The following is a 22691-nucleotide window of genomic DNA, read 5'->3' as shown; positions in this document are numbered from 1 at the left end:
TGCGATCTTACGCCGTTACTGGGCGAACCCCCAAGGTATGGCAAATGGCGTAACTCATTTCCGCACGGTTCAAGGTGTAGAAGTGGAAATCTTTCACCCCTTCGCGGCTCAGGATCTTCACCATGTCCATGGCGATATTGGCGCCGACCATTTTGCGGGTTTCCGGGTCCTCATCCAGCCCGTCAAACATGCTGGTCATCCAGCTTGGCACACGCACGTTGGTCATGGTGGCAAAGCGTTGTAACTGCTTGAAGTTGGACACCGGCAAAATACCTGGCACGATTTCCACATCAATACCGGCAGCCACACAGCGGTCGCGAAAACGCAGATAGCTTTCTACGTCAAAGAAGAACTGGGTGATAGCACGGTTGGCACCGGCATCGATTTTACGTTTCAGGTTGATCAGATCCGCCTGAGCGCTTTTCGCTTCTGGATGAACTTCCGGGTAGGCTGCTACCGAAATATCAAAATCACCAACGTCTTTGAGCAGCGTCACCAGATCGGCTGCGTACATTTCCGGCTTGCCACCGCCCGCAGGAAGATCGCCACGTAGTGCAACGATATGGCGGATACCGCTATTCCAGTAGTCGGTAGCGATATCACGCAGCTGTGCCGGGCTGGCATCAATACAGGTGAGATGTGGTGCCGCTTCCAGGCCGGTACGCTCTTTAATTCCTTTGATGATGCTGTGAGTGCGATCGCGCTCGCCCGAGTTGGCACCGTAGGTGACAGAAACAAACTTGGGTTTAAGGCTGCTCAGGCGATCGATTGACTGCCACAAGGTATCTTCCATTTCGCTGGTACGCGGCGGGAAAAACTCGAACGACACATTAATCTGGCCGCTTAACTCTGCCAGACTCTGATTCAGCGCTTCCCGCTGGTTTGCGTGAAAAAAACTCATACCCTGTCCGCCTCTTATCGATCGCTGTTTTGCGTTTTGCTTTATTTTAATAAGCGTCTATACGTTTAGACGTCTAGATAGAAAATGCCGGATGTTGCCCGAAGAGTCAACAGTAAAGTGAGGGTAATGTAATGATTAATCCTCACGCTGGATGAGAGAATTTCATGATCGTCTTGGCAGGGAATGAGGATGGCAGATTAAGCAGGGGCAGCATACCGCCGCCCCCTGAGGTTAACTCAAAGATTTAAAGCAACTGCGCCAAACGGTTAAGGTCTGACTGGATCGCCCCGGCGGTAACATCACGCCCGGCCCCTGGCCCGCGGATCACCAGCGGATTATCGCGATACCAGCGGCTTTCAATGGCAAACACGTTGTCGCAAGGCAGCAGCGAGGCCAGTGGATGCTCCGGCCGCACGGCCTCAACGCCAACCCGCGCTTTACCATTGGCATCGAAACGCGCCACATGCCGCAGCACCAGCCCCATTTCACTGGCCGCTTCAAAGCGCTGCAACATCTGCTGATTCAGCGCATCGCCGTTCTCAAAGAACTGGTCGATAGAGCCATTCTCCGCACCGGCGGGTACCAGCGACTCAACACGCACCTGGTTGGGTTCAATATCATAACCCGCCTCGCGAGCCAGGATCACCAGCTTACGCATCACGTCCTGCCCAGAGAGATCGACGCGAGGATCGGGCTCCGTCAGCCCTTGCTGCCAGGCCTGATCGACCAGGTCGGTAAAGGGGATCGTGCCGTCAAACTGCAGGAAAAGCCAGGATAGCGTGCCGGAGAAAATACCGCTGATCGCCAGGATACTGTCACCGCTGTCACGCAGATCGCGTACGGTATGGTTCACCGGCAGCCCAGCGCCCACCGTGGCGTTATACAGCCAGTGGCGACCCGTTTTGGCAAAAGCATCACGGATCTGACGATAGTTGGCGCTGCACGACGCCCCCGCCAATTTATTGGCACTGATCACATGGAAGCCATAACTGGCAAAATCCAGGTATTGCTCTGCCAGACTCTCGCTGGCGGTAACGTCGAGCACCACCAGATCGTCAAACGGGTGCGCGCGCATCCACAGGAACAACGATTCTTCATCCAGTTCCTGGGCTTCTTCTTCAAAGAATGCCAATGCGCGACTCGTATCCAGCCCTTCGTAATCCAGCAGGCTGCGGCGGCTGTCCACCACCCCGGCCAGGGTAAATTCAAAACCACTGCGCGCCGAGATATTCTTCTGTTCGCGAGCAAACAGCTCCAGCCAACGTGAACCGATATTTCCTTTACCAAACAGCACCAGCCCAATGCGTTTTTCTGCACGGAACAGCGTCTGGTGCAGGCCCTGGATCAGCAGACCGGTTGGCCCCTGACGCAGCACGGCCACCAGGCTGATACCATCTTCCGCCTGCCAGATAAACTCCACCGGCTGGTCCTTCAACTGCTGATAGAACCGATGGCTGTGCAGCGGATTCTTGCAAACCCCGGCACCCACCAGCGCCACCAGCGCCAATCCTTCACGCAGTTGCAACTCACCGGGGAGCACGGTCTCCTGCAAAATACGCAATACGCTGCCCACCACTTCCGAGGTGTAGCACAGTTGGATCAGGTTACGGTCAGGATGAACGCCTACGGCCAGCGGCTTGATCTGCGCGCGCTTAAGCACCAGTTCCAGTTCTTTCTGCGCCAACTTGAAATCATGCTGGGGAGCTACGCTGAGTTCGATCAGGCAGACATCATCATGGCTGGTGACAATTTTGGCACCGGTGCCTGAAGCCAGCACGCGCTCGATGCGGGTAGAACCTTGTTCTGGCTGGTAGCTGCAACGCAGTTGCAGATCGATATCGCTGCCGGATACCGGCTGCAAGGTACGGGTATGCAGCACCGGAGCCGCCAGGCGAGCCAGTTCGCTGGCTTCATCCAGGCGCAACAGCGGCAGCAGGCAGGCATCTTTCACTTTACGGGGGTCGGCACTGTAAACCCCGGCCACATCGCTCCAGATAGTGACCCGCTCCACACCGGCCAAGGCACCAATCTGTGTTGCTGAATAGTCACTGCCGTTACGCCCCAACAGCACGGTTTCACCGTCGTCGTTGCGCGAAATAAAGCCGGTCACCACCAGGCGCTTGCCCGGATGCTGAGCCATCAGCTGTTGTAATAAAGGATAGGAGCGGCCTTCATCCACCTGCGGCTGTGCAGCACGCTCGGCCCGCAGGAAATCACGCGCATCCAGCCATGCCGCCTGCATGTCCTGCCTGTTCAGCACCGCGGCCATCAAACGGGCTGACCAGATCTCCCCGTGCCCCACCACTTCGGCATACACCGCATCGTCAACTTTGCCGTCCAGCAATACCGCCAGGCGCTCAAGGTCGTGGATAAATTCGGCAATCAGCGGCTCTGCGGTTTCCGGCGGTAATAAACCACCGATCAGTTCGCTGTGATAACGGCGCAGTGTCTGCTGCACCTGATGCGCGGAAAGGCGATCGTTCTGGCTGAGCTTCAGCCAGCTAATCAATTGGTTGGTGGTGCTGCCAGCCGCCGAAACCACCATCATATCGCCAGGCTGGCTGTACTCGGCCATGATCCCGGCCACCCGCAGATAACACTTCACATCGGCCAGGCTGCTGCCACCAAACTTGTGCAGTTGACGCCCGCTTACCGGCCCTGCTACCGCAATTGCATTCATGCTTACCTCGTTGCCGCCGCCTGGAAGGCTTGTTCCAGATCGGCAATCAAATCTTCGCTGTCTTCAATACCCACGGAAACACGCAGCAGGCTTTCGGAAATACCGGCGGCGGCACGCGCTTCTGGCGCCATGCCAGCGTGGGTCATGGTCGCCGCATGTGAGATCAAGCTTTCTACGCCACCCAGTGATTCCGCCAGAGTAAACAGCTCCAGAGCGGACAGGAAACGGCGCAGCAGCGCTTCGTCACCATCCAGTTCAAAGCTGAGCATGGCACCGAACCCGCGTTGCTGACGGCGCGCAATCTCATGGCCAGGGTTTTCTGGCAGAGAAGGATGATACAGCTTTTTGACCAAGGGTTGCTGCTGTAAATAGCTGACAATTGCCTCGGCATTGTGTTGGGCCGCCTTGATGCGCGGAGACAAAGTGCGCATCCCACGTAATAACAGATAGCTATCGAAAGCCGCGCCGGTGACGCCGATATTATTTGCCCACCACGCCAGTTCCACTGCCAGATCTTTATCTTTGGCGATCACCGCCCCTGCGACGACGTCGGAATGGCCATTGAGGTATTTGGTACAGGAATGCACCACCAGATCGGCACCCAGTTCGAGCGGCTGTTGCAACGCCGGGCTGAGGAAGGTGTTATCCACCACCGCCAGCGCGCCCGCTTCATGCGCCGCGTTACAGATTGCAGCAATATCCACCACGCGGAGCAACGGGTTGCTTGGGCTTTCAATCAGTACCAGCTTGGGTTTTTGTGCCAATGCCTGTTGCAGCGCGGCTTCATTCCCTTGATCGACAAACAGCACCCGGTACGCGCCACGCTTACTCAGGCTGTCGAACAGACGGTAGCTGCCACCGTAACAATCATGAGGAGCCACCAGCAAATCACCTGGCTTGAGCAGCACCGTCGTCACCAGATGGATCGCCGACATACCACTGCTGGTCATTACCGCCCCCTCGCCCCCTTCCAGCTCAGCCAGCGCACGCTGCACCACATCACGCGTCGGGTTTCCACGGCGCGAATAATCATGGGCCCGGGGCTGGTTGAAGTCGGTGAAATTATAGGTACTGGAAAGATGGATCGGCGGGACGACACAACCGTACTGTTCGTCATCGTTCAGACCGCTACGCACGGCAATAGTGGCAGGTTTACGCGTCATAGGGTGGCTCGGCTCTCGGAAAGTGGGAAAATGAGGCCTAAAGATTAACCGCAGGAGATATGGACGTCAATACATCTGGACATCTAAACTTCTTTGCGTATAGATTGAGCAAAGAGACAATACCCGCTAAAATTATAGCGGTTTGTTATGACGATAAGATTTTAATCCGCAACCTAGAGAAACTGCCTGTTAATCGAGCAGATTCAGTGATTCGAGTCGCGTAAAATGGACATTTACTTAGTGCGAACAGTGAAGATCGGGCATAATTGGCCGGTTTTTAGAATTTTGTAATTTCAGACAAATTTTAAGGTGTCCCATGGCTGAGTGGAACGGCGAGTATGTCAGCCCTTACGCTGAACACGGTAAAAAAAGCGAGCAAGTAAAAAAATCACGGTATCCATTCCGCTGAAGGTCCTGAAAATTCTGACTGATGAGCGGACCCGTCGCCAGGTTAACAACCTGCGCCACGCCACCAACAGCGAATTGCTGTGCGAAGCATTCCTGCATGCCTTTACCGGTCAGCCGCTGCCAAATGATGAAGACCTGCGCAAAGAACGCAGCGATGAAATCCCGGAAGCCGCGAAAGTGCTGATGCGTGAATTGGGTGTTGATCCCGATACCTGGGAATATTGATCTGCCTGCCCAGAAGGCAAAAACGAAAAAAGGCGCCGAAGGCGCCTTTTTCATCTGACGATAAGAAATCTTATTTCTTAGCGCCTGGTACGCTGAAACGCTTGTTGAAGCGGTCAACGCGGCCACCGGTAGCAACATCACGCTGCTTGCCAGTGTAGAACGGGTGGCATGCGCCACAAACGTCCAGGTTCAGATCGTGACCCACGGTAGAGCGGATTTTGATCACGTTACCGCAAGAGCAGTTAGCAGTAACTTCTTCGTATTTTGGGTGGATACCTTGTTTCATGGGAAACCTCAGTTAAGGCCGTGTCGCTATCCAGCCCTGTTCCGCCAGACACCACACGTGGTTGATAATAGGTTTTGATATGGAATTATACCAAAGGCGGCAAATTATACAGAATAAAATGTACTGCGCAATCGGATCCGTACATTTGCCGGCCCGCAGTGTAAACTAGCCGACACTTTTTTCCACCTGGATAGCCACATGCCTGTTGTACACGTTGCTCTACCGGTTCCTCTTGCCCGCACCTTCGATTATCTGCTGCCTGAAGGCCTGCAGCCGGTCACTGGCGCGCGCGTTAGCGTGCCCTGGGGAAAGCAACGCGTAATAGGTATCGTCACCGGTTACAGCGAAACCAGCGAACTGCCCCTGGAAAAGCTCAAACCTATCGACAGCCTGCTGGACAAAGGTTCACTGTTCTCTGCCAGCTTATGGCGCATCCTGCTGTGGGCCAGTGAATATTATCATTACCCCATCGGTGAAGTGCTGTTCCATGCGCTGCCCATTCTGTTGCGCCAGGGTAAACCGGCGGAAACCGCCCCACTGTGGCAATGGTTTGCCACCGAGCAAGGGCGCGCAACGCCGCCGGAAAGCCTGAAACGGGCACCAAAACAGCAGCAGGCATTGGCCGCGCTGTTGCAACGCCCGGTGTACCGTCATCAGGTCAGTGAGCTGGAACTGACAGAAAGCGCATTGCAGGCGTTACGTGCCAAAGGGTTGATCGACCTGCGCACGCAGGAGGTGGCAACACAGGACTGGCGGCCCGGCTTTAAAATCCTTGGCGAACGGTTACGCCTGAATACCGAGCAGGCCACCGCCGTCGGGGCTATCCGCAGTGAGGACGATCAATTCGCCGCCTGGCTGCTGGCCGGGGTCACTGGCTCCGGCAAAACCGAAGTTTATCTCAGCGTGCTGGAAAACATCCTGGCAAAAGGCAAACAGGCTCTGGTGCTGGTGCCAGAGATCGGCCTGACCCCGCAGACCATTGCCCGTTTTCGCGAACGCTTCAACGCCCCGGTCGAAGTGCTGCATTCTGGCCTGAACGACAGCGAACGGCTTGCCGTTTGGCTACGCGCCCGCAGTGGTGAAGCCGCAATTGTGATCGGCACCCGCTCAGCATTGTTTACCCCCTTCTCGCGTCTTGGGGTGATCATCATCGATGAAGAGCACGACAGTTCTTACAAACAACAGGAAGGTTGGCGCTACCACGCTCGAGATCTGGCCGTCTTCCGCGCCCGGGAAGAAGACATCCCGATGGTGATGGGCTCGGCGACCCCGGCGCTGGAAACGCTGCACAATGTGCAACTGGGCAAATACCGCCAGCTCAGGCTGACCCAACGGGCGGGGAATGCCAAACCCGCCAATCAGCACCTGATCGATTTGAAGGGCTTGCCGCTGAAAGTTGGGCTCTCTCAACCCCTGCTGAAAAGCATGCAACACCATCTGAAAAACGGCAATCAGGTGATGCTGTTCCTTAACCGGCGCGGATATGCGCCAGCGTTGCTATGCCATGAATGTGGTTGGATTGCCGAGTGCCAGCGCTGCGACCACTACTATACATTCCACCAGAATCAGCGCCAGTTGCGTTGCCACCACTGTGATAGCCAACGCCCGGTGCCGCATCAGTGCCCGCAGTGTGGCTCCACGCATCTGGTTTCCGTCGGCGTCGGGACCGAGCAGTTGGAAAACGAACTGGCTCCCCTGTTCCCGGAAACGGCAATTACCCGTATCGACCGTGATACCACCAGCCGTAAGGGATCGCTGGAACAGCATCTGGCAGATATTCATCGGGGCGGCCCGCGCATCCTCATTGGCACGCAAATGCTGGCAAAAGGCCACCACTTCCCAGATGTGACCCTGGTTGCGCTGCTGGACGTAGATGGTGCGCTTTTCTCGGCCGATTTCCGTTCTGCCGAACGGTTTGCTCAGCTCTATACACAAGTTTCTGGCCGTGCCGGGCGCGCAGGTAAGCAGGGCGAAGTGCTGCTGCAAACCCATCACCCGGAGCATCCTTTACTCCAGATTTTGCTGCAACAGGGTTACGACGCCTTTGCCAAACAGACGCTGGCCGAGCGCAACAGCGTATTCTTACCGCCCTACACCAGCCACATTATCGTGCGTTCAGAAGACCACGATAATCAGCAAGCACCTCTATTCTTGCAGCAATTGCGCAATCTGCTGGAAGCCAGCCCGCTAAAGGATAATTCGCTGTGGGTCATGGGGCCGGTTCCAGCTTTGCAATCAAAACGCGGGGGCGATTCCGCTGGCAATTGCTCTTGCAACACCCTTCCCGGCGTTTATTGCAGCACCTGATGAAGAGCACATTGCCGCTGATCGGTACCTTACCCCAAGCCCGCAAGGTGAAGTGGACGCTGGACGTCGATCCCATTGACAGTTGATTAAGAAATTTCTTGTTTTTGCCGCTAAAGGCAAACGTTTACCCCATAATTTGCGATAGAACACGAAAAAACCTTCCTGCGTCACACTTTTTATGCAAATTAGGTAACAAAAGCGGTCCGTAATCTGTTTAGAATATCTGCGAAGGCTTTTTATACCTGAATACCGCAATGGGATGTTTGAATGTGGATGGCGCTAATAATAACAACACCACCGCAGACAGAATTGATGAGCACACTGAAGTAACCGCGTTAGCATGGCCTAACGCAAGGAGACAGGCGTTGGAACACAAGAAAGAATTAACCATGGCGACCATGAAGGATGTTGCCGAAATGGCCGGCGTTTCAACGGCAACCGTATCGCGTGCGTTGATGAATCCGGAAAAGGTGTCAACGCCGACGCGCCAGAAAGTGGAACAGGCCGTGCTGGCCGTAGGTTACTCCCCTCATGCTCTGTCCCGTAATATCAAACGCAACGAATCTCGTACCATTCTGGTGATCGTCCCCGACATCTGCGATCCATTTTTTGCCGATGTGATCCAGGGGATCGAGCAAACGGCAGCGCAACAGGGATATCTGGTGCTGATCGGTGACTGTGCGCAACAAAACCAGCAGGAACGCACCTTCGTTAATCTGATTATCACCAAACAAATCGACGGTATGCTGCTGCTCGGTTCCAATCTGCCTTTCGACGCCAGCAAGGAGGAACAGCGCAACCTGCCGCCGATGGTGATGGCTAACGAATTTGCGCCAGAGCTAGAGCTGCCAACGGTGCATATCGATAACCTGACCGCTGCATTTGAAGCGGTACATTATCTGCACCAGCTTGGCCATAAACAGATCGCCTGTGTGGCTGGGCCGGAGCATATGCCTCTCAGCCATTATCGGCTGCAGGGTTACATTCAAGCACTACGCCGTAATGGCATTAACGTCGAAAGCAGTTATATTACCCGTGGTGATTTCAGCTATGAGGCTGGCGCGCAAGCCTTGGCATCACTGATGGCACTGCCGAAACCGCCGACGGCGGTGTTCTGTCATAGTGATATCATGGCAATCGGTGTGTTGTCCCAAGCCAAAAAAATGGGCTTGCGGGTACCGCAGGATCTTTCCATTGTCGGCTTTGACGATATTAAACTGGTGCAATATTGCGATCCGCCGCTGACCACTGTCGCTCAACCCCGCTTCCAGATTGGCCAACAGGCGATGTTGCTGCTGCTGGAACAGTTGCATGGCCAGGTAGTGAACAGCGGTTCCCGGCTGTTGGACAGCGAATTGATCATCAGAGGCAGTACCGCGGCCCCTAAACGCTAGTCAAACATTTTTGGGTTAAGTAACATGGCTGACCCGACGCCTGCCTGGCAGGCGTAATGATTATTGTTGTGGCCATTTTGCCAGAACGGCTCCCCAGAGCGTGCTCACCCGGCGTTCATCATGGGCACAAGCTGATGCGAAATGGCCGATAAAGTAGCCTATACCTATTGATTTCAATGGGTTAATTTGAAATACCACCAGCAAGTGGATAGGCTCTAACCTCATTAGAACACAGCGGAATTATAGTGGCACAGAGAGACTATGTAGGCCGCGGGCGCTCAGGAGCAGCGCGGCGCAAGACCCCCAGCCGTAAAAAACGCAGTTCTCCGAAGGTCTCCAAAACCGTGGTGGCGCTTGCCGTCGCCCTTCTGGTTGTCTTTATCGGTGGCCTCTATTTCATTACGCACAACAAGCCGGAAGATACGCCGCTATTGCCTGCGCACGGCACACGCCCAGGTAACGGCCTGCCACCGAAGCCGGAAGAACGTTGGCGTTATATCAAAGAGTTGGAAAACCGCCAGATCGGCGTTCAATCGCCAACCGAGCCAACGGCCGGTGGTGAAGTGAGCTCCAAAACCGAACTGACCAATGAGCAGCGCCAACTGCTGGAACAGATGCAGGCCGATATGCAACAGCGCCCAACGCAGCTGTCCGAAGTGCCTTATAACGATCCTTCGCAGTTGCGCAATAATACGCGCCAGCAGCAGATACAGCCGCCAGTGCAACAACAGGCCCAACAGCCGCCGGTGCAGCAACAGGTAACACAGCCGCCGCGCAACCCGTTCAGCAACGGAGCCGCACCGGTGCAACAATCCAAACCGGCAGTGGTAACGCCACCGGTTCAAACCCGGCAGCCGGAACCAAAACCCCAGCCGAAGCCTGAAGTGAAGCAACCAGAAACGGCTAAACAGGAAACCAAACCTGAGCAGAAACAGAAATGGATGGTGCAATGTGGTTCGTTCCGCGCCACCGACCAGGCCGAGTCGGTCCGGGCACAGCTGGCGTTTGAAGGTATCGAAAGCCGTATTACCTCCGGCGGAGGCTGGAACCGCGTTGTGCTTGGTCCATACAGCAGCCGTGCGGCGGCAGACAAAGCTTTGGCCCGTCTGAAAGGCACAGGCATGACAAGTTGCATTCCCCTCTCCGTTGGGGGTTGAAAAGCGCGAATCCTCCCCCCATCTATACTCTCAATATGCCCCGTAGTCTCTGCCCCCGCAGCGGCTGCGGGGGCTTCTTTCCGTCCGCAACGAGGGTCTGCTCGTGACAACAATTGTAAGCGTACGCCGCAACGGCCAGGTAGTGATCGGTGGCGATGGCCAGGCCACACTGGGCAACACGGTAATGAAAGGCAACGTCAAGAAAGTCCGTCGCCTGTATAACGATAAAGTGATTGCCGGTTTCGCCGGGGGTACCGCTGATGCCTTCACCCTGTTCGAGCTGTTCGAGCGTAAGCTGGAGATGCACCAGGGCCATCTGGTGAAAGCCGCCGTTGAGCTGGCGAAAGACTGGCGTACCGACCGCATGCTGCGCAAACTGGAAGCATTGCTGGCCGTGGCAGATGAAAACGCATCGCTCATCATCACCGGTAACGGTGATGTGGTACAGCCAGAAAATGATTTGATTGCGATCGGCTCCGGTGGCCCTTATGCCCAGTCTGCCGCCCGTGCGCTGTTGGAAAATACCGAGTTAAGCGCCCGCGAAATCGTGGAGAAATCCCTCAGCATCGCTGGTGATATCTGTATTTACACCAACCATTTCCACACTATCGAAGAATTGCCTTCCAAAGCGTAAGGATCGAATACCATGTCTGAAATGACACCGCGCGAGATTGTCAGCGAACTGGACAGCTACATTATTGGCCAGAACAAAGCCAAACGTGCTGTCGCTATTGCCCTGCGCAACCGCTGGCGCCGGATGCAGCTCAATGAGATGCTGCGTCACGAAGTGACCCCAAAAAATATTCTGATGATTGGCCCAACCGGTGTCGGTAAAACCGAGATCGCCCGCCGTCTGGCCAAACTGGCTAATGCGCCGTTCATCAAGGTAGAAGCCACCAAGTTCACCGAAGTGGGCTATGTGGGTAAAGAAGTGGACTCCATCATCCGCGATCTGACGGATGCCGCGGTAAAAATGGTACGTCTGCAATCGATCGAGAAAAACCGCACCCGCGCGGAAGAAATGGCGGAAGAGCGCATTCTCGACGTGCTGATCCCGCCGGCCAAGAACAACTGGGGCCAGAACGAAGAGCAGAGTGAGCCTTCTGCTGCACGTCAGGTGTTTCGCAAGAAACTGCGTGAAGGCCAGTTGGACGATAAAGAAATCGAAATCGATCTGGCCGCAGCGCCGATGGGCGTAGAAATCATGGCCCCTCCGGGCATGGAAGAGATGACCAACCAACTGCAATCGATGTTCCAGAACCTCGGTGGGCAGAAACAAAAACCTCGCAAGCTGAAGATCAAAGAAGCCTTCAAGCTGTTGATCGAAGAAGAAGCCGCCAAGCTGGTAAATCCGGAAGAACTGAAGGAACAGGCAGTTGAAGCCGTTGAGCAGCACGGCATCGTATTTATCGACGAGATCGACAAAATCTGTAAGCGCAGTGGCCAGAACTCCGGCCCAGATGTCTCACGCGAAGGGGTGCAGCGCGACCTGCTGCCTCTGGTAGAAGGCTGCACGGTATCGACCAAGCATGGCATGGTGAAAACCGATCACATTCTGTTTATCGCCTCCGGTGCTTTCCAGACCGCCAGCCCTTCCGATCTGATCCCGGAACTGCAGGGCCGCCTGCCGATTCGCGTTGAGCTGCAAGCGCTGACCACGGAAGATTTCGAGCGTATCCTGACGGAACCGAGCGCATCACTGACCGAGCAGTATAAGGCGTTGATGGCAACCGAAGGGGTCACCATTGATTTCACCGCTGACGGCATCCGCCGCATTGCTGAAGCCGCATGGCAGGTTAACGAAAGCACAGAAAACATCGGCGCACGCCGTCTGCACACCGTGTTGGAGCGGTTGATGGAAGATATTTCGTACGATGCGAGTGAAATTAACGGTCAATCCATTACAATTGACGCAGAATACGTGCGCAATCATCTGGATGAACTGGTAGCAGATGAAGATCTGAGTCGTTTTATCCTATAATCGCTCTATCACTGCCCTGTCAGTTATCTATGTGGGAGGCATTGCCTCCCACATCTGTTTTTGGCAGACACCGCCTTTTGACTTACTGAAGCGAAAAATGAGCTTATCAACCACCACCACCCCGGCCAGAGCCTGGCTGGAAAGTTTACGACCACGAACCTTGCCGCTGGCCTTTGCCTCCATCGTGGTTGGTTCCGCGATCGCCGCCTGGCAAGGCAGCCTCAAGCCGGGTGTGGCACTGTTGGCCCTGCTCACTGCGGGCCTGTTGCAGATTCTCTCCAACCTGGCCAATGACTATGGCGATGCGGTAAAAGGCAGCGATAAAGAAGACCGGATTGGCCCCCTACGCGGTATGCAAAAAGGCATGATCACCCAAAGCCAGATGAAACGTGCGCTGGTGCTGACGGTGATCCTGATTGCTATTTCCGGCTGCTGGCTGATAGCCGTTGCCTGCGAAAAACCGAGTGACGTGCTGGGCTTTCTGGTGCTGGGTGGGTTAGCTATCGTCGCGGCCATTACCTATACCGTCGGCACCAAGCCTTATGGCTATCTGGGGTTGGGCGATATTTCGGTGTTGGTGTTCTTCGGCTGGCTCAGCGTAGCAGGCAGTTACTATCTGCAAACGCACACTTTTGACAGCATCGTAATGCTGCCCGCGACGGCCTGTGGCCTGCTGGCTGCGGCGGTACTGAACATCAATAACCTGCGCGATATCGAAAGCGACCGCCTCAACGGTAAAAATACCCTGGCAGTCCGCCTTGGCCCGCAGAATGCACGCTACTATCACGTATTGCTGCTGATCGCCGCCGTGACCTGCTTCGCCCTGTTTACCCTGATCAATTTACAAGGCCTGTGGGGCTGGCTGTTTGTATTAGCCATTCCGTTACTGTTCCGCCACGGTCTGCGCGTACTGCGCGATCCAACGGCTATCGGTATGCGCCCAATGCTTGAGCATATGGTCAAGGCAGCATTGCTGGCCAACGTTCTGTTCGCCATCGGTGTCGTACTCAGCTAACCATTGCATCAGTGGCCGGGAAGCCTCCCGACGCTGATGATTTTGCCAACAGGGCGAATAAAGGGATATACTGGTTATTCCAGCGGCAAACAGACGTAAAATCCTATGAAATACGATACTTCCGAACTTTGCGATATCTATCAGGAAGAGGTCAACGTAGTTGAGCCTCTGTTCTCCAATTTTGGCGGGCGTACTTCATTTGGCGGGCAAATCACGACGGTGAAATGCTTTGAGGATAACGGCCTGTTGTTTGAACTGCTCGAAGAAAACGGCCGTGGCCGCGTGTTATTGATTGATGGCGGCGGTTCCGTACGCCGTGCACTGATCAACGCAGAACTGGCTCGCCTGGCAACTCAGAACGAGTGGGAAGGCATTGTGGTTTACGGTGCAGTGCGCCAGGTGGACGATCTGGAAGAACTGGACATCGGCATTCAGGCGATGGCCGCCATTCCGGTGGGCGCAACCAGTGAGGGTGTGGGTGAGAGCGATATTCGCGTCAATTTTGGCGGTGTCACTTTCTTCTCTGGCGATCACCTGTATGCCGACAACACCGGCATCATCCTTTCCGAAGATCCGCTCGACATCGAGTAACTGCAGAATATGACAAAGGGCGCCTAGGCGCCCTTTTCGATCTTGGCTTACGGATCAGACTTCTTCCATTTTGCCCAGCAATGCCCGCAGGCGGTCTTGCCACACGTGCTGCTCTTCTTTCAACTGTTGGTTTTCACGCACCAGTGATTCGTGATTGCCAGCTGCACTCTGAACTTCCTGAGACAGGGAATTATTCTTCTCTTTAAGCTCTTCAATTTCCATCTGTAACAGAGTGATGGTATCGATCGCCTGCTGAACTTTTGCTTCCAGTTTTTCAAATACTTCAAATGACATTCTTCAGTCCCCTCATGGTAGCAAGGCGTACATCTATAAGTAGCGCCGCAACTTTGGTTGCGGCGGCTGCGAATATGCTCGCGCCAAGTGACAGGAAAACGCGCCTGTCTTGATAAAACGCTCCTACAATAAAAACGATTGTAAGTAGCCTGCCTCTCAGTGTCTAGCAACATACCGGCCCAAAGCGCAGTCTGTTGCAAATTTCCTGCTGCTACTATCAGCCAAAACTGAAAATCCCTGATGGACAGCTCAGTTTTTGTTAATAAAAGGAAACCAGAATACTGGTCAGATCACAGTTTTATGATGCAGAAAGAACACAGAACGACGCGAAATCGCTCAATTTTATGACGAAGGACACACATTTTGATTTCGCTATTTCTCGTTTATGTTCGTTAACGATAAATTCACATCACGCCTTCAATCGATAAGAAGGCGAAATGAAAGAAACTGTAATCCTGGGCCAAACGCGCAACATGCGCCTGGCCTGCATACCCGAGAGGGTATGAATCTATAACCGTCGTCTGCAGGACAAAAATTTTATGAGCCAAACCATCAGTCCGACCTTGAAAGGCCAGTGCATCGCAGAATTCCTCGGCACCGGTCTGTTGATCTTCTTTGGCGTAGGTTGTGTTGCAGCGCTGAAACTGGCAGGGGCCAGCTTCGGTCAGTGGGAAATCAGTGTCATCTGGGGTCTGGGCGTCGCCATGGCCATCTATCTGACAGCCGCCATCTCTGGCGCGCATCTGAACCCGGCAGTCACGCTTGCCCTGTGGTTGTTTGCCTGCTTTGATGGACGCAAAGTATTCCCTTATATCGTTGCGCAGATTGCCGGCGCCTTCTGCGCAGCAGCGCTGGTCTACGGACTCTATTACAACCTGTTCTTTGATTTTGAAGCTGCCCACCAGATGGTGCGTGGCAGCAACGAAAGCCTGGAACTGGCTGGTATTTTCTCCACCTATCCAAACGCGCATATCTCCGTCGGCCAGGCCTTTCTGGTTGAGACCGTAATCACCGCTATCCTGATGTGCCTGATCCTGGCGCTGACCGATGATGGCAACGGTATCCCACGTGGCCCATTGGCGCCGCTGTTGATCGGCATTCTGATTGCCGTCATCGGTGCCTCTATGGGGCCATTGACCGGTTTTGCGCTGAACCCGGCACGTGACTTCGGCCCGAAACTGTTCGCCTACCTGGCAGGTTGGGGCGAGGTTGCCTTCACCGGAGCTCGCGATATACCTTACTTCCTGGTTCCTATCTTCGGCCCTATCCTCGGTGCCGGTCTGGGTGCCTTTGGCTATCGCGCGCTGATTGGCCGCCACCTGCCTTGTGACGTTTGCGCTGAGGAAGAACAACCCACCGCCAAAGCAGAACAGCATAACGTGTGATTGGCACAGTTTTAACGGTTAACAACAGCAGGATTAAACTTATGACAACCGAAAAAAATATATTGTTGCTCTCGATCAGGGAACCACCAGTTCGCGTGCCGTAGTCCTCGATCATGACGCCAATATTGTTGCGGTTTCGCAACGTGAGTTCACGCAAATCTACCCGAAAGCCGGCTGGGTAGAACATGACCCGATGGAAATCTGGGCATCGCAGAGCTCTACGCTGGTGGAGGTGCTGGCCAAGGCCGATATCAATTCCGATCAGATAGCCGGTATCGGCATTACCAACCAGCGTGAAACCACCATTGTCTGGGAAAAAGAGACCGGTAAACCGATTTATAACGCTATCGTCTGGCAATGCCGCCGCACTGCCGATATCTGTGAAAAACTCAAACGTGATGGCCTGGAAGAATATATCCGTCACAACACCGGCCTGGTGGTTGACCCTTATTTTTCGGGCACCAAAGTCAAATGGATCCTCGATCACGTTGAAGGTTCCCGCGAACGCGCCAAGCGTGGCGAACTGCTGTTCGGTACCGTAGATACCTGGCTGGTGTGGAAAATGACCCAAGGGCGGGTACATGTGACCGATTACACTAACGCCTCTCGTACCATGATGTTCAACATCCACCAGTTGGATTGGGATGAGCGCATGCTGGAAGCTCTGGATATTCCACGCGCCATGCTGCCAGAAGTGCGTCCATCTTCAGAAGTGTATGGCCAGACCAACATCGGGGGTAAAGGCGGTACGCGTATTCCTATCGCCGGGATCGCCGGTGACCAGCAAGCGGCGCTGTATGGCCAACTCTGTGTCCAACCGGGCATGGCAAAAAACACCTACGGTACTGGCTGCTTCCTCTTGATGAACACCGGTAAAGAAGCGGTGCGTTCCAGCCATGGCCTGCTGACCACCATCGCCTGCGGTCCACGCGGTGAAGTGAACTACGCGCTGGAAGGTGCCGTGTTTATTGGCGGTGCGTCTATCCAGTGGCTGCGAGATGAATTGAAATTGATCAGCGATGCCGCTGATTCCGAATACTTTGCTACCAAGGTAAAAGACAGCAACGGTGTGTACGTGGTACCTGCTTTTACTGGCCTGGGTGCTCCTTATTGGGATCCGTATGCTCGCGGTGCTATTTTTGGCCTGACCCGTGGTGTGAACAGCAACCACATCATCCGCGCCACGCTCGAATCTATCGCTTATCAGACCCGAGACGTGCTGGATGCCATGCAGGCTGATGCCAATACCCGCCTGAAGTCGTTGCGAGTGGACGGGGGTGCCGTTGCCAACAACTTCCTGATGCAGTTCCAGTCTGACATTCTGGGAACTCGCGTTGAGCGTCCAGAGGTGCGGGAAGTGACCGCACTGGGTGCCGCTTACCTGGCAGGGCTGGCGATTGGCTACTGGAGCGATCTGGATGAAGTGAAGAGCAAGGCCAACATCGAGCGTGAATTCCGCCCTGGGATCGAAACCACCGAGCGTAACTACCGTTACAGCGGTTGGAAAAAGGCCGTGGCTCGCGCCCAAGCCTGGGAAGATCACGAATAAACGACGTTGTCGTTTTATCCGGTTGATGCGCTGCCTTCGGGCAGCGTTTTTTTGCCCCGCCCTGCCGCTATGACCCTGTGGTAAACTTTGCCGATATTTTCTTCCTTTTCATCACTGACAGGTTTGCCATGAAACGTGAATTAGCCATCGAATTTTCCCGCGTTACCGAAGCCGCCGCTCTGGCGGGGTACAAATGGCTGGGGCGCGGCGACAAAAACGCTGCCGACGGTGCCGCCGTCAATGCCATGCGCATTATGCTTAACAGAGTAGATATCGATGGCCGTATCGTGATCGGCGAAGGTGAAATCGATGAAGCACCGATGCTGTATATCGGCGAAAACGTCGGGACCGGGCAAGGAGACGCTGTGGATATCGCAGTCGATCCGATCGAAGGCACCCGAATGACCGCCATGGGGCAATCCAACGCGCTGGCGGTACTGGCAGTGGGCGATCGTGGCACCTTCCTGCACGCCCCCGATATGTACATGGAAAAGCTGGTGGTTGGCCCACAGGCACGCGGCGCTATCGACCTTAATCTGCCGTTGGCTGTGAACCTGAACAATATCGCCATCCGTCTTGGTAAGCCGCTGGCTGAATTAACGGTGATCACGTTGGCAAAACCGCGCCACGACGCAGTGATCGCTCAAATGCAGCAGCTTGGGGTGAAAGTCTTCGCTATTCCCGACGGCGACGTCGCGGCCTCAATCCTGACCTGTATGCCAGAGAGCGAAGTGGATGTCATGTACGGCATCGGTGGCGCTCCGGAAGGGGTGATTTCCGCAGCGGTGATCCGGGCGCTGGATGGCGACATGCAAGCCCGCCTGCTGGCTCGTCATCAGGTGAAAGGCGACAACGAAGAAAACCGCCGCATCGGTGAGCAGGAACTCGCCCGTTGTAAAGAAATGGGCATCGAAACCGATAAGGTGTTGGTGTTGGATGAAATGGCCCGCAATGACAACGTAATCTTTGCTGCAACCGGCATCACCAAAGGCGATCTGTTGGAAGGTATTACCCGCAAGGGCAATATGGCGACCACCGAGACCTTGTTGATCCGTGGTAAATCTCGCACCATCCGCCGCATCCGCTCAACCCATTATCTGGATCGCAAAGACGCCGCGCTGCACGAATTCCTGCTGTAAACTGACAGGGCTCAGCCTGCTGAGCCCATCCCTGTCATGCCGCATGCCCCTGATGCTGCATGCGGCTGGATAACGGCCACCAACACAGCAACATCAACAGCGCCATAGCAAACATCAGCAGCCCCAGACTGAATTGCCCGGTTTGCGGCAACATGGCCGAAAGCCAGGTTGCCAGGCCTGACCCCATATTCTGCATGCCCCCGACCAGCGCACCCGCAGCACCGGCCAGATAGGGGAATGGCTCCATTGCGCCAGTGGTGGCCAAGGGGAATAACATCCCGGCACCAAAGAAGAACAGGGAAGCAGGCACGATCAGTGTCCAGATGTTCATCACACCGAACCAGCCGGGGATCCACATCATTACCCCAGCTAACAGGCAACTGATCACCGAATGCCACATCAGGCTGTGAAATGATTTACCCTCGCGGCCAGCATACCAGGCTCCGAAAAACGCCGCCGGGATTGGCAGGATAAACAGGATACTGACCGTCAAACCGCTCAGCCCCAGCACCCCGCCCATCAACACCCCACAGCTGGCTTCAAAGACGGCGATCCCGGCCAGAGCACCGATCAGCATCACCAGATAGCAACTGAAGGTGCTATCTGCCAACAACTGGCGGAAACTGGCAAGCATGCGCCGTTTTTCCGTCAGCTGTGGCCGGGTTTCCGGCAACCAGCGGAACATGGCGAAGGCCACACCGGCACAAAGCACCAATAAAAAGGCATAACAGGCCCGCCAGCCAAACACCATCGCCAGCGCTCCCCCATCACCGGGGCCAATAACGGACTGACCAGGATCCCCATATTCAGCAAACTATTGGCATAACGCAGGGCCGTGCCGGCATACAGATCGCGTGGCATGGTTCTGGCCATCACGCCAGCAACGCCGGTTCCCATCCCCTGAATGGCGCTCGCGGCGACCAACATAGTTAAACTGCTCGCCAGCAAAGCACCCGTAGCTCCCAGCAGGAAAATCACCATCCCAGCCAGGATCACCGGGCGGCGACCAATACGATCGGAAAGCGGCCCATAAATCAGCTGCGAGAAACCATAAGTCATCAGATAAGCCGCCATCACGCGCTGCACGGCACCGGTTCGCACCGAAAGATCGTGGGCAATATCAGCAATGGTGGGAACATAAATGGTTTGTGCCATCTGCCCGACTGCGACCAGCAGGATCAGCATCACCAACAGGTGAAAGTTTTCAATTTTTCTCATTATCTTCATTACGTATCCGTCTTAACAACGCTCATTCACGCCCATATCTCAGGGGGAACCACATAGCGTCATCCTTGCGGCGCATAAGCTAACAAATCTGCTTTTTTTAGCGAGCTTCAGACAAATATAGATCGCCATCACACTGGCATTAATCGCGACCAGTCTCGTAAATTAAACTGTACGTATAACAAGAAAGAGTTAAAAATGATAAGCTTGCAATAGCGTCGCTTTAGCATTTAATCGATAATTATTTCCATCAACTTGCAATAAGATACCGCCACAGGGATTGGGTTTATGAAGACACCAGAGCTGATTTTATTACAGTTAAAAACCTTGGGTCCCCATTCTGCCAAAATGCTGGCAGAGCGGCTCGAAATCACGCCGATGGGTATCCGCCAGCATCTGCAATCCCTTGAACAACGTGAGCTGGTTTGCTACGAGGAAGCGCGCACCAAAGTAGGCCGCCCAACACGCTTCTGGTCGCTTACCCCGCAGGGTCATGCCCAGTTTGCCGATCGCCACGACCGGCTTTCATCGGTGTTGTTGGAGTCGGCACATGAGCTGTTCGGTGCTGAAGGCCTGGAGAAGTTGATCCGTGCGCGGGAAGATAAACTTTACCAACGCTATGCCAATGAGCTGGCTGAGGAAGAAAATCATCTCGGCAAGCTCGCCCGCCTGGTTCGCCTGCGCCAGCACGACGGTTACATGGCGGAACTGCTGGATCATCCGCAAGGTATGCTGCTGGTAGAAAACCACTGCCCAATCGGCGTTGCAGCACATACCTGCAGCAACCTGTGCAACTCCGAAATGCAGCTGTTCCATCGCCTGCTCGGCAGGGGTTACCGGATAGAGCGCACCGCGCATGCCATTTCCGGCTCACGACATTGTGCTTATTTGATTCGACCGCGGGAGCATTAAAAGTATGGCTGAATGGGTTAATGGCAAAGTGACACAGGTGCAACACTGGACTGATGGGTTGTTCAGCATCACCGTCAACGCCCCGATCGACAGTTTCACCGCCGGGCAATTTGCCAAACTGGCGCTGGAAATCGAAGGCGAACGCGTTCAGCGTGCTTATTCTTACGTCAATGCCCCCAGCGACCCTAATCTGGAGTTTTACCTGGTCACGGTACCCGAAGGGAAACTCAGCCCAAGGCTCAACCTACTGCAGCCCGGCTCAGAAGTTTTGGTCACCAAAGAGGCGGCAGGGTTCTTTGTGCTGGAAGAAGTGCCTGATTGCGAAACCTTGTGGATGCTGGCGACGGGTACGGCGATCGGCCCTTACCTGTCTATCCTGCAGGAAGGCAAAGATCTGGAGCGGTTCAACAATCTGGTGCTGGTTCATGCCGCACGCAAGGCTCAGGATCTCAGCTACCTGCCACTGATGCAGCAACTTCAGCAACGCTATAACGGCAAACTGCGCATTCAGACCGTGGTCAGCCGCGAAGAGGTGGCCGGTTCATTGACCGGGCGTATCCCGGCCCTGCTCGAAGATGGGCGGCTGGAAGCAGCGGTGGGCCTGACCATCGATGCCGAAACCAGCCATGTGATGCTATGTGGCAACCCGCAGATGGTGCGGGATACCCAACAAACGCTGAAAGAACATCGCCAAATGCGCAAACACCTGCGCCGCAAGCCCGGGCATATCACCAGCGAACATTACTGGTAATTCAGCGGAATTTTACCGGTTTGGCCTCAGGGCCGAACCGGTTATCCCCTTCGGTACCCACAAACGCCCCCAGATCGATAGCCATCATCACCATAATCAGCGTAGGGATAAAACGCCCGACGCCCCACTGCCATATCGGGGCCAACATTTGCCAATTTCCGGCCGCCAACATCCAGGCCAGGATCAACAGCAACGCCCACCAACCCTTTTTATTGCGATCGTGCAGGCGTTTGACTATCACCGCCGCCGTTGGCCACATCAGTGCCACAATGAAAAAGGCAATGGATTGGATCGCGACAACATCGTAGTTAGCCAATGTGAAGGCTGCGGCCATCAATACCACCCACGCCCCCATCCAGATCCAAAAATCACGCCGCCCGATACGACCATTTAATGAAAAACACCACTGCTGTAAAGTCATTGATTCATGCACTCTTGGCCTGCCCATATTCTGCGCCGCAGTGTAACATAGGCGATGCCGTGTTGAGTTACCCCGGCAGAACGCAAACCATCGCACGACTTGGTCTTTCAGCAAACGGGAGCCAGCAGGAATTTTTGACAATTCCCCCTGGTTATCGTTTTAATCGGAGCCATCTTTGTTACCGATACTTTATGCCATGCTGAGAAAATTCATCGTTATTGCCTGCCTGTTTTCCGGCATCAGTTGCGCCCTGGCCGATCCACCAGATGCGATAACCCCGGCGCCAGCGAACGCGCCTTATCTGCTGGCCGGAGCACCCACATTTGATCTGACGGTGGTGCAGTTTCGCGAAAAATACAATCGCGACAACCCGACGTTGCCGATTGGCGAGTTTCGGGTTATCCCTTCCAGAGAGGATGACTCGCCTCTATTAACCCGCGCAGCCAGCAAGCTTAACGAAAACCTGTATGCCTCCACCGCACTGGAAAAAGGCACCGGTAAAATCAAAACGATGCAAATCACTCATTTGCTGTTACAGGGCAATGAAGAGAAACCAGCACGAGCTATTGCGATCAATTATATGGCCGCCCTGATGCGCCAGTTTGAACCAGCGCTAACGGTAGAAGAAAGCATCATCAAAGTGAGCAATCTGCTGGAAAAAGGCAAAGGATCGTACTTTTATCAGCAACAGGTTGGGGCGATTCGCTATGTGGTGGCAGATAACGGCGATAAGGGCATTACCTTCGCTGTTGAACCGATTAAGCTAGCGCTTTCTGAACCCTGATTGCACCGTAATAAATGACAAAAAGCAAAGCCTTTGCATCGATTCATCTCTATACTGTTGGGCAGGTAAACTGCCGGTCCGGCAGTTGTCATTTAGACTCTCGCGTCCCTTTGTTGGAGAAAAA

20 protein-coding genes and 2 pseudogenes are annotated in these 22691 nt (G+C 54.7%); 14 read left to right on the top strand and 8 right to left on the bottom strand.

Annotation, left to right across the window (positions count from 1 at the left end; translation table 11 throughout):
• Positions 1-7: 7 nt before the first annotated feature.
• The 3 genes from metF to metB all read right to left on the bottom strand — a co-directional run bounded on the left by metF (position 8) and on the right by metB (position 4744).
• Positions 8-901: a methylenetetrahydrofolate reductase gene (gene metF, locus ACQ86O_RS06150; RefSeq protein ID WP_431224528.1), complete on the bottom strand. Its 894-nt coding sequence runs from the start codon at positions 899-901 to the stop codon at positions 8-10.
• A 244-nt stretch (positions 902-1145) separates the two neighbouring features.
• Positions 1146-3581 (bottom strand): bifunctional aspartate kinase/homoserine dehydrogenase II, encoded by a 2436-nt coding sequence (locus ACQ86O_RS06145; protein ID WP_431224527.1) that lies wholly within the window; start codon positions 3579-3581, stop codon positions 1146-1148.
• A gap of 2 nt (positions 3582-3583) precedes the next feature.
• Positions 3584-4744 (bottom strand): cystathionine gamma-synthase, encoded by a 1161-nt coding sequence (metB, locus tag ACQ86O_RS06140; RefSeq protein WP_431224526.1) that lies wholly within the window; start codon positions 4742-4744, stop codon positions 3584-3586.
• A gap of 316 nt (positions 4745-5060) precedes the next feature.
• Here metB and metJ point away from each other — a divergent pair.
• Positions 5061-5377: pseudogene (gene metJ / locus ACQ86O_RS06135) on the top strand (met regulon transcriptional regulator MetJ).
• A gap of 70 nt (positions 5378-5447) precedes the next feature.
• Here metJ and rpmE read toward each other — a convergent pair.
• Positions 5448-5663, bottom strand: coding sequence for a 50S ribosomal protein L31 (gene rpmE / locus ACQ86O_RS06130; RefSeq protein ID WP_037425558.1), 216 nt, complete (start codon positions 5661-5663; stop codon positions 5448-5450).
• A 198-nt stretch (positions 5664-5861) separates the two neighbouring features.
• Here rpmE and priA point away from each other — a divergent pair.
• The 7 genes and pseudogenes from priA to rraA all read left to right on the top strand — a co-directional run bounded on the left by priA (position 5862) and on the right by rraA (position 14108).
• Positions 5862-8056 (top strand): annotated as a pseudogene (gene priA, locus ACQ86O_RS06125) (primosomal protein N').
• A 279-nt stretch (positions 8057-8335) separates the two neighbouring features.
• Positions 8336-9364, top strand: coding sequence for a DNA-binding transcriptional regulator CytR (cytR, locus tag ACQ86O_RS06120; RefSeq protein ID WP_431224525.1), 1029 nt, complete (start codon positions 8336-8338; stop codon positions 9362-9364).
• A gap of 245 nt (positions 9365-9609) precedes the next feature.
• Positions 9610-10521: a cell division protein FtsN gene (ftsN, locus tag ACQ86O_RS06115; RefSeq protein ID WP_431224524.1), complete on the top strand. Its 912-nt coding sequence runs from the start codon at positions 9610-9612 to the stop codon at positions 10519-10521.
• Between the two features lie 103 nt (positions 10522-10624).
• Complete coding sequence (gene hslV, locus ACQ86O_RS06110; protein ID WP_037404291.1) at positions 10625-11155, top strand: ATP-dependent protease subunit HslV; 531 nt, start codon at positions 10625-10627, stop codon at positions 11153-11155.
• A 12-nt stretch (positions 11156-11167) separates the two neighbouring features.
• On the top strand, positions 11168-12502 hold the full coding sequence (gene hslU / locus ACQ86O_RS06105; RefSeq protein WP_431224523.1) for an HslU--HslV peptidase ATPase subunit: 1335 nt from the start codon (positions 11168-11170) through the stop codon (positions 12500-12502).
• A gap of 97 nt (positions 12503-12599) precedes the next feature.
• The gene (locus ACQ86O_RS06100) at positions 12600-13517 is read left to right on the top strand and encodes a 1,4-dihydroxy-2-naphthoate polyprenyltransferase (protein WP_431224522.1); all 918 of its coding nucleotides are present in this window, start codon (positions 12600-12602) and stop codon (positions 13515-13517) included.
• Positions 13518-13622: 105 nt separating this feature from the next.
• On the top strand, positions 13623-14108 hold the full coding sequence (gene rraA, locus ACQ86O_RS06095) for a ribonuclease E activity regulator RraA (protein ID WP_076943998.1): 486 nt from the start codon (positions 13623-13625) through the stop codon (positions 14106-14108).
• Between the two features lie 54 nt (positions 14109-14162).
• Here the strand turns inward: rraA and zapB are convergent, their stop codons facing one another.
• Positions 14163-14402, bottom strand: coding sequence for a septal ring assembly protein ZapB (gene zapB, locus ACQ86O_RS06090; protein WP_021181887.1), 240 nt, complete (start codon positions 14400-14402; stop codon positions 14163-14165).
• A gap of 539 nt (positions 14403-14941) precedes the next feature.
• Between zapB and ACQ86O_RS06085 the strand changes: the two genes are divergently transcribed.
• From ACQ86O_RS06085 to glpX, 3 genes are all read left to right on the top strand, one after another.
• Entirely contained in the window at positions 14942-15787 is an 846-nt protein-coding gene (locus ACQ86O_RS06085) for an MIP/aquaporin family protein (RefSeq protein ID WP_431224521.1), read from the top strand.
• A 61-nt stretch (positions 15788-15848) separates the two neighbouring features.
• Complete coding sequence (glpK, locus tag ACQ86O_RS06080; protein ID WP_431225662.1) at positions 15849-17336, top strand: glycerol kinase GlpK; 1488 nt, start codon at positions 15849-15851, stop codon at positions 17334-17336.
• Between the two features lie 128 nt (positions 17337-17464).
• Positions 17465-18475, top strand: coding sequence for a class II fructose-bisphosphatase (glpX, locus tag ACQ86O_RS06075; RefSeq protein WP_431224520.1), 1011 nt, complete (start codon positions 17465-17467; stop codon positions 18473-18475).
• Positions 18476-18509: 34 nt separating this feature from the next.
• On the opposite strand, the gene ACQ86O_RS06070 is transcribed toward glpX, so the two are convergent.
• Positions 18510-19226, bottom strand: coding sequence for an MFS transporter (locus ACQ86O_RS06070; protein ID WP_431224519.1), 717 nt, complete (start codon positions 19224-19226; stop codon positions 18510-18512).
• Entirely contained in the window at positions 19124-19693 is a 570-nt protein-coding gene (locus ACQ86O_RS06065) for an MFS transporter (protein ID WP_431224518.1), read from the bottom strand. The genes ACQ86O_RS06070 and ACQ86O_RS06065 overlap by 103 nt, the downstream gene beginning before the upstream one ends.
• Before the next feature lie 294 nt (positions 19694-19987).
• Here ACQ86O_RS06065 and ACQ86O_RS06060 point away from each other — a divergent pair, with 294 nt between their 5' ends.
• Positions 19988-20611: a helix-turn-helix transcriptional regulator gene (locus ACQ86O_RS06060; protein ID WP_431224517.1), complete on the top strand. Its 624-nt coding sequence runs from the start codon at positions 19988-19990 to the stop codon at positions 20609-20611.
• A gap of 4 nt (positions 20612-20615) precedes the next feature.
• Positions 20616-21362, top strand: a complete 747-nt coding sequence (gene fpr, locus ACQ86O_RS06055) for a ferredoxin--NADP(+) reductase (RefSeq protein WP_431224516.1) — start codon at positions 20616-20618, stop codon at positions 21360-21362.
• A 1-nt stretch (position 21363) separates the two neighbouring features.
• Here the strand turns inward: fpr and ACQ86O_RS06050 are convergent, their stop codons facing one another.
• On the bottom strand, positions 21364-21783 hold the full coding sequence (locus ACQ86O_RS06050) for a DUF805 domain-containing protein (protein ID WP_431224515.1): 420 nt from the start codon (positions 21781-21783) through the stop codon (positions 21364-21366).
• A 196-nt stretch (positions 21784-21979) separates the two neighbouring features.
• Between ACQ86O_RS06050 and ACQ86O_RS06045 the strand changes: the two genes are divergently transcribed.
• Positions 21980-22567 carry a DUF1454 family protein gene (locus ACQ86O_RS06045; RefSeq protein ID WP_431225661.1) on the top strand — a complete coding sequence of 196 codons (588 nt, stop codon included), beginning with the start codon at positions 21980-21982 and terminating at the stop codon, positions 22565-22567.
• Positions 22568-22691 lie beyond the last annotated feature (124 nt).

Origin of the sequence: Serratia sp. L9 (genome assembly GCF_050632285.1) — a bacterium.
In the GTDB taxonomy this organism is placed as follows: domain Bacteria; phylum Pseudomonadota; class Gammaproteobacteria; order Enterobacterales; family Enterobacteriaceae; genus Chania.
The sequence above is the reverse complement of the archived record's forward strand: the minus strand, read 5'-3'. Positions and strand labels throughout refer to the sequence as shown.

Bases quoted from the DNA above. Each gene is read 5' to 3' on its own strand.
- ACQ86O_RS06145 (WP_431224527.1), bottom strand. From the start codon at position 3,581: ATGAATGCAATTGCGGTAGCAGGGCCGGTAAGCGGGCGTCAACTGCAC.
- rraA (WP_076943998.1), top strand. From the start codon at position 13,623: ATGAAATACGATACTTCCGAACTTTGCGATATCTATCAGGAAGAGGTC.
- metB (WP_431224526.1), bottom strand. From the start codon at position 4,744: ATGACGCGTAAACCTGCCACTATTGCCGTGCGTAGCGGTCTGAACGAT.
- fpr (WP_431224516.1), top strand. From the start codon at position 20,616: ATGGCTGAATGGGTTAATGGCAAAGTGACACAGGTGCAACACTGGACT.
- metF (WP_431224528.1), bottom strand. From the start codon at position 901: ATGAGTTTTTTTCACGCAAACCAGCGGGAAGCGCTGAATCAGAGTCTG.
- rpmE (WP_037425558.1), bottom strand. From the start codon at position 5,663: ATGAAACAAGGTATCCACCCAAAATACGAAGAAGTTACTGCTAACTGC.
- ACQ86O_RS06065 (WP_431224518.1), bottom strand. From the start codon at position 19,693: ATGAGAAAAATTGAAAACTTTCACCTGTTGGTGATGCTGATCCTGCTG.
- ACQ86O_RS06100 (WP_431224522.1), top strand. From the start codon at position 12,600: ATGAGCTTATCAACCACCACCACCCCGGCCAGAGCCTGGCTGGAAAGT.
- ACQ86O_RS06045 (WP_431225661.1), top strand. From the start codon at position 21,980: ATGCTGAGAAAATTCATCGTTATTGCCTGCCTGTTTTCCGGCATCAGT.
- glpX (WP_431224520.1), top strand. From the start codon at position 17,465: ATGAAACGTGAATTAGCCATCGAATTTTCCCGCGTTACCGAAGCCGCC.
- ACQ86O_RS06070 (WP_431224519.1), bottom strand. From the start codon at position 19,226: ATGGTGTTTGGCTGGCGGGCCTGTTATGCCTTTTTATTGGTGCTTTGT.
- ACQ86O_RS06060 (WP_431224517.1), top strand. From the start codon at position 19,988: ATGAAGACACCAGAGCTGATTTTATTACAGTTAAAAACCTTGGGTCCC.
- ACQ86O_RS06085 (WP_431224521.1), top strand. From the start codon at position 14,942: ATGAGCCAAACCATCAGTCCGACCTTGAAAGGCCAGTGCATCGCAGAA.
- ACQ86O_RS06050 (WP_431224515.1), bottom strand. From the start codon at position 21,783: ATGACTTTACAGCAGTGGTGTTTTTCATTAAATGGTCGTATCGGGCGG.
- zapB (WP_021181887.1), bottom strand. From the start codon at position 14,402: ATGTCATTTGAAGTATTTGAAAAACTGGAAGCAAAAGTTCAGCAGGCG.
- hslU (WP_431224523.1), top strand. From the start codon at position 11,168: ATGTCTGAAATGACACCGCGCGAGATTGTCAGCGAACTGGACAGCTAC.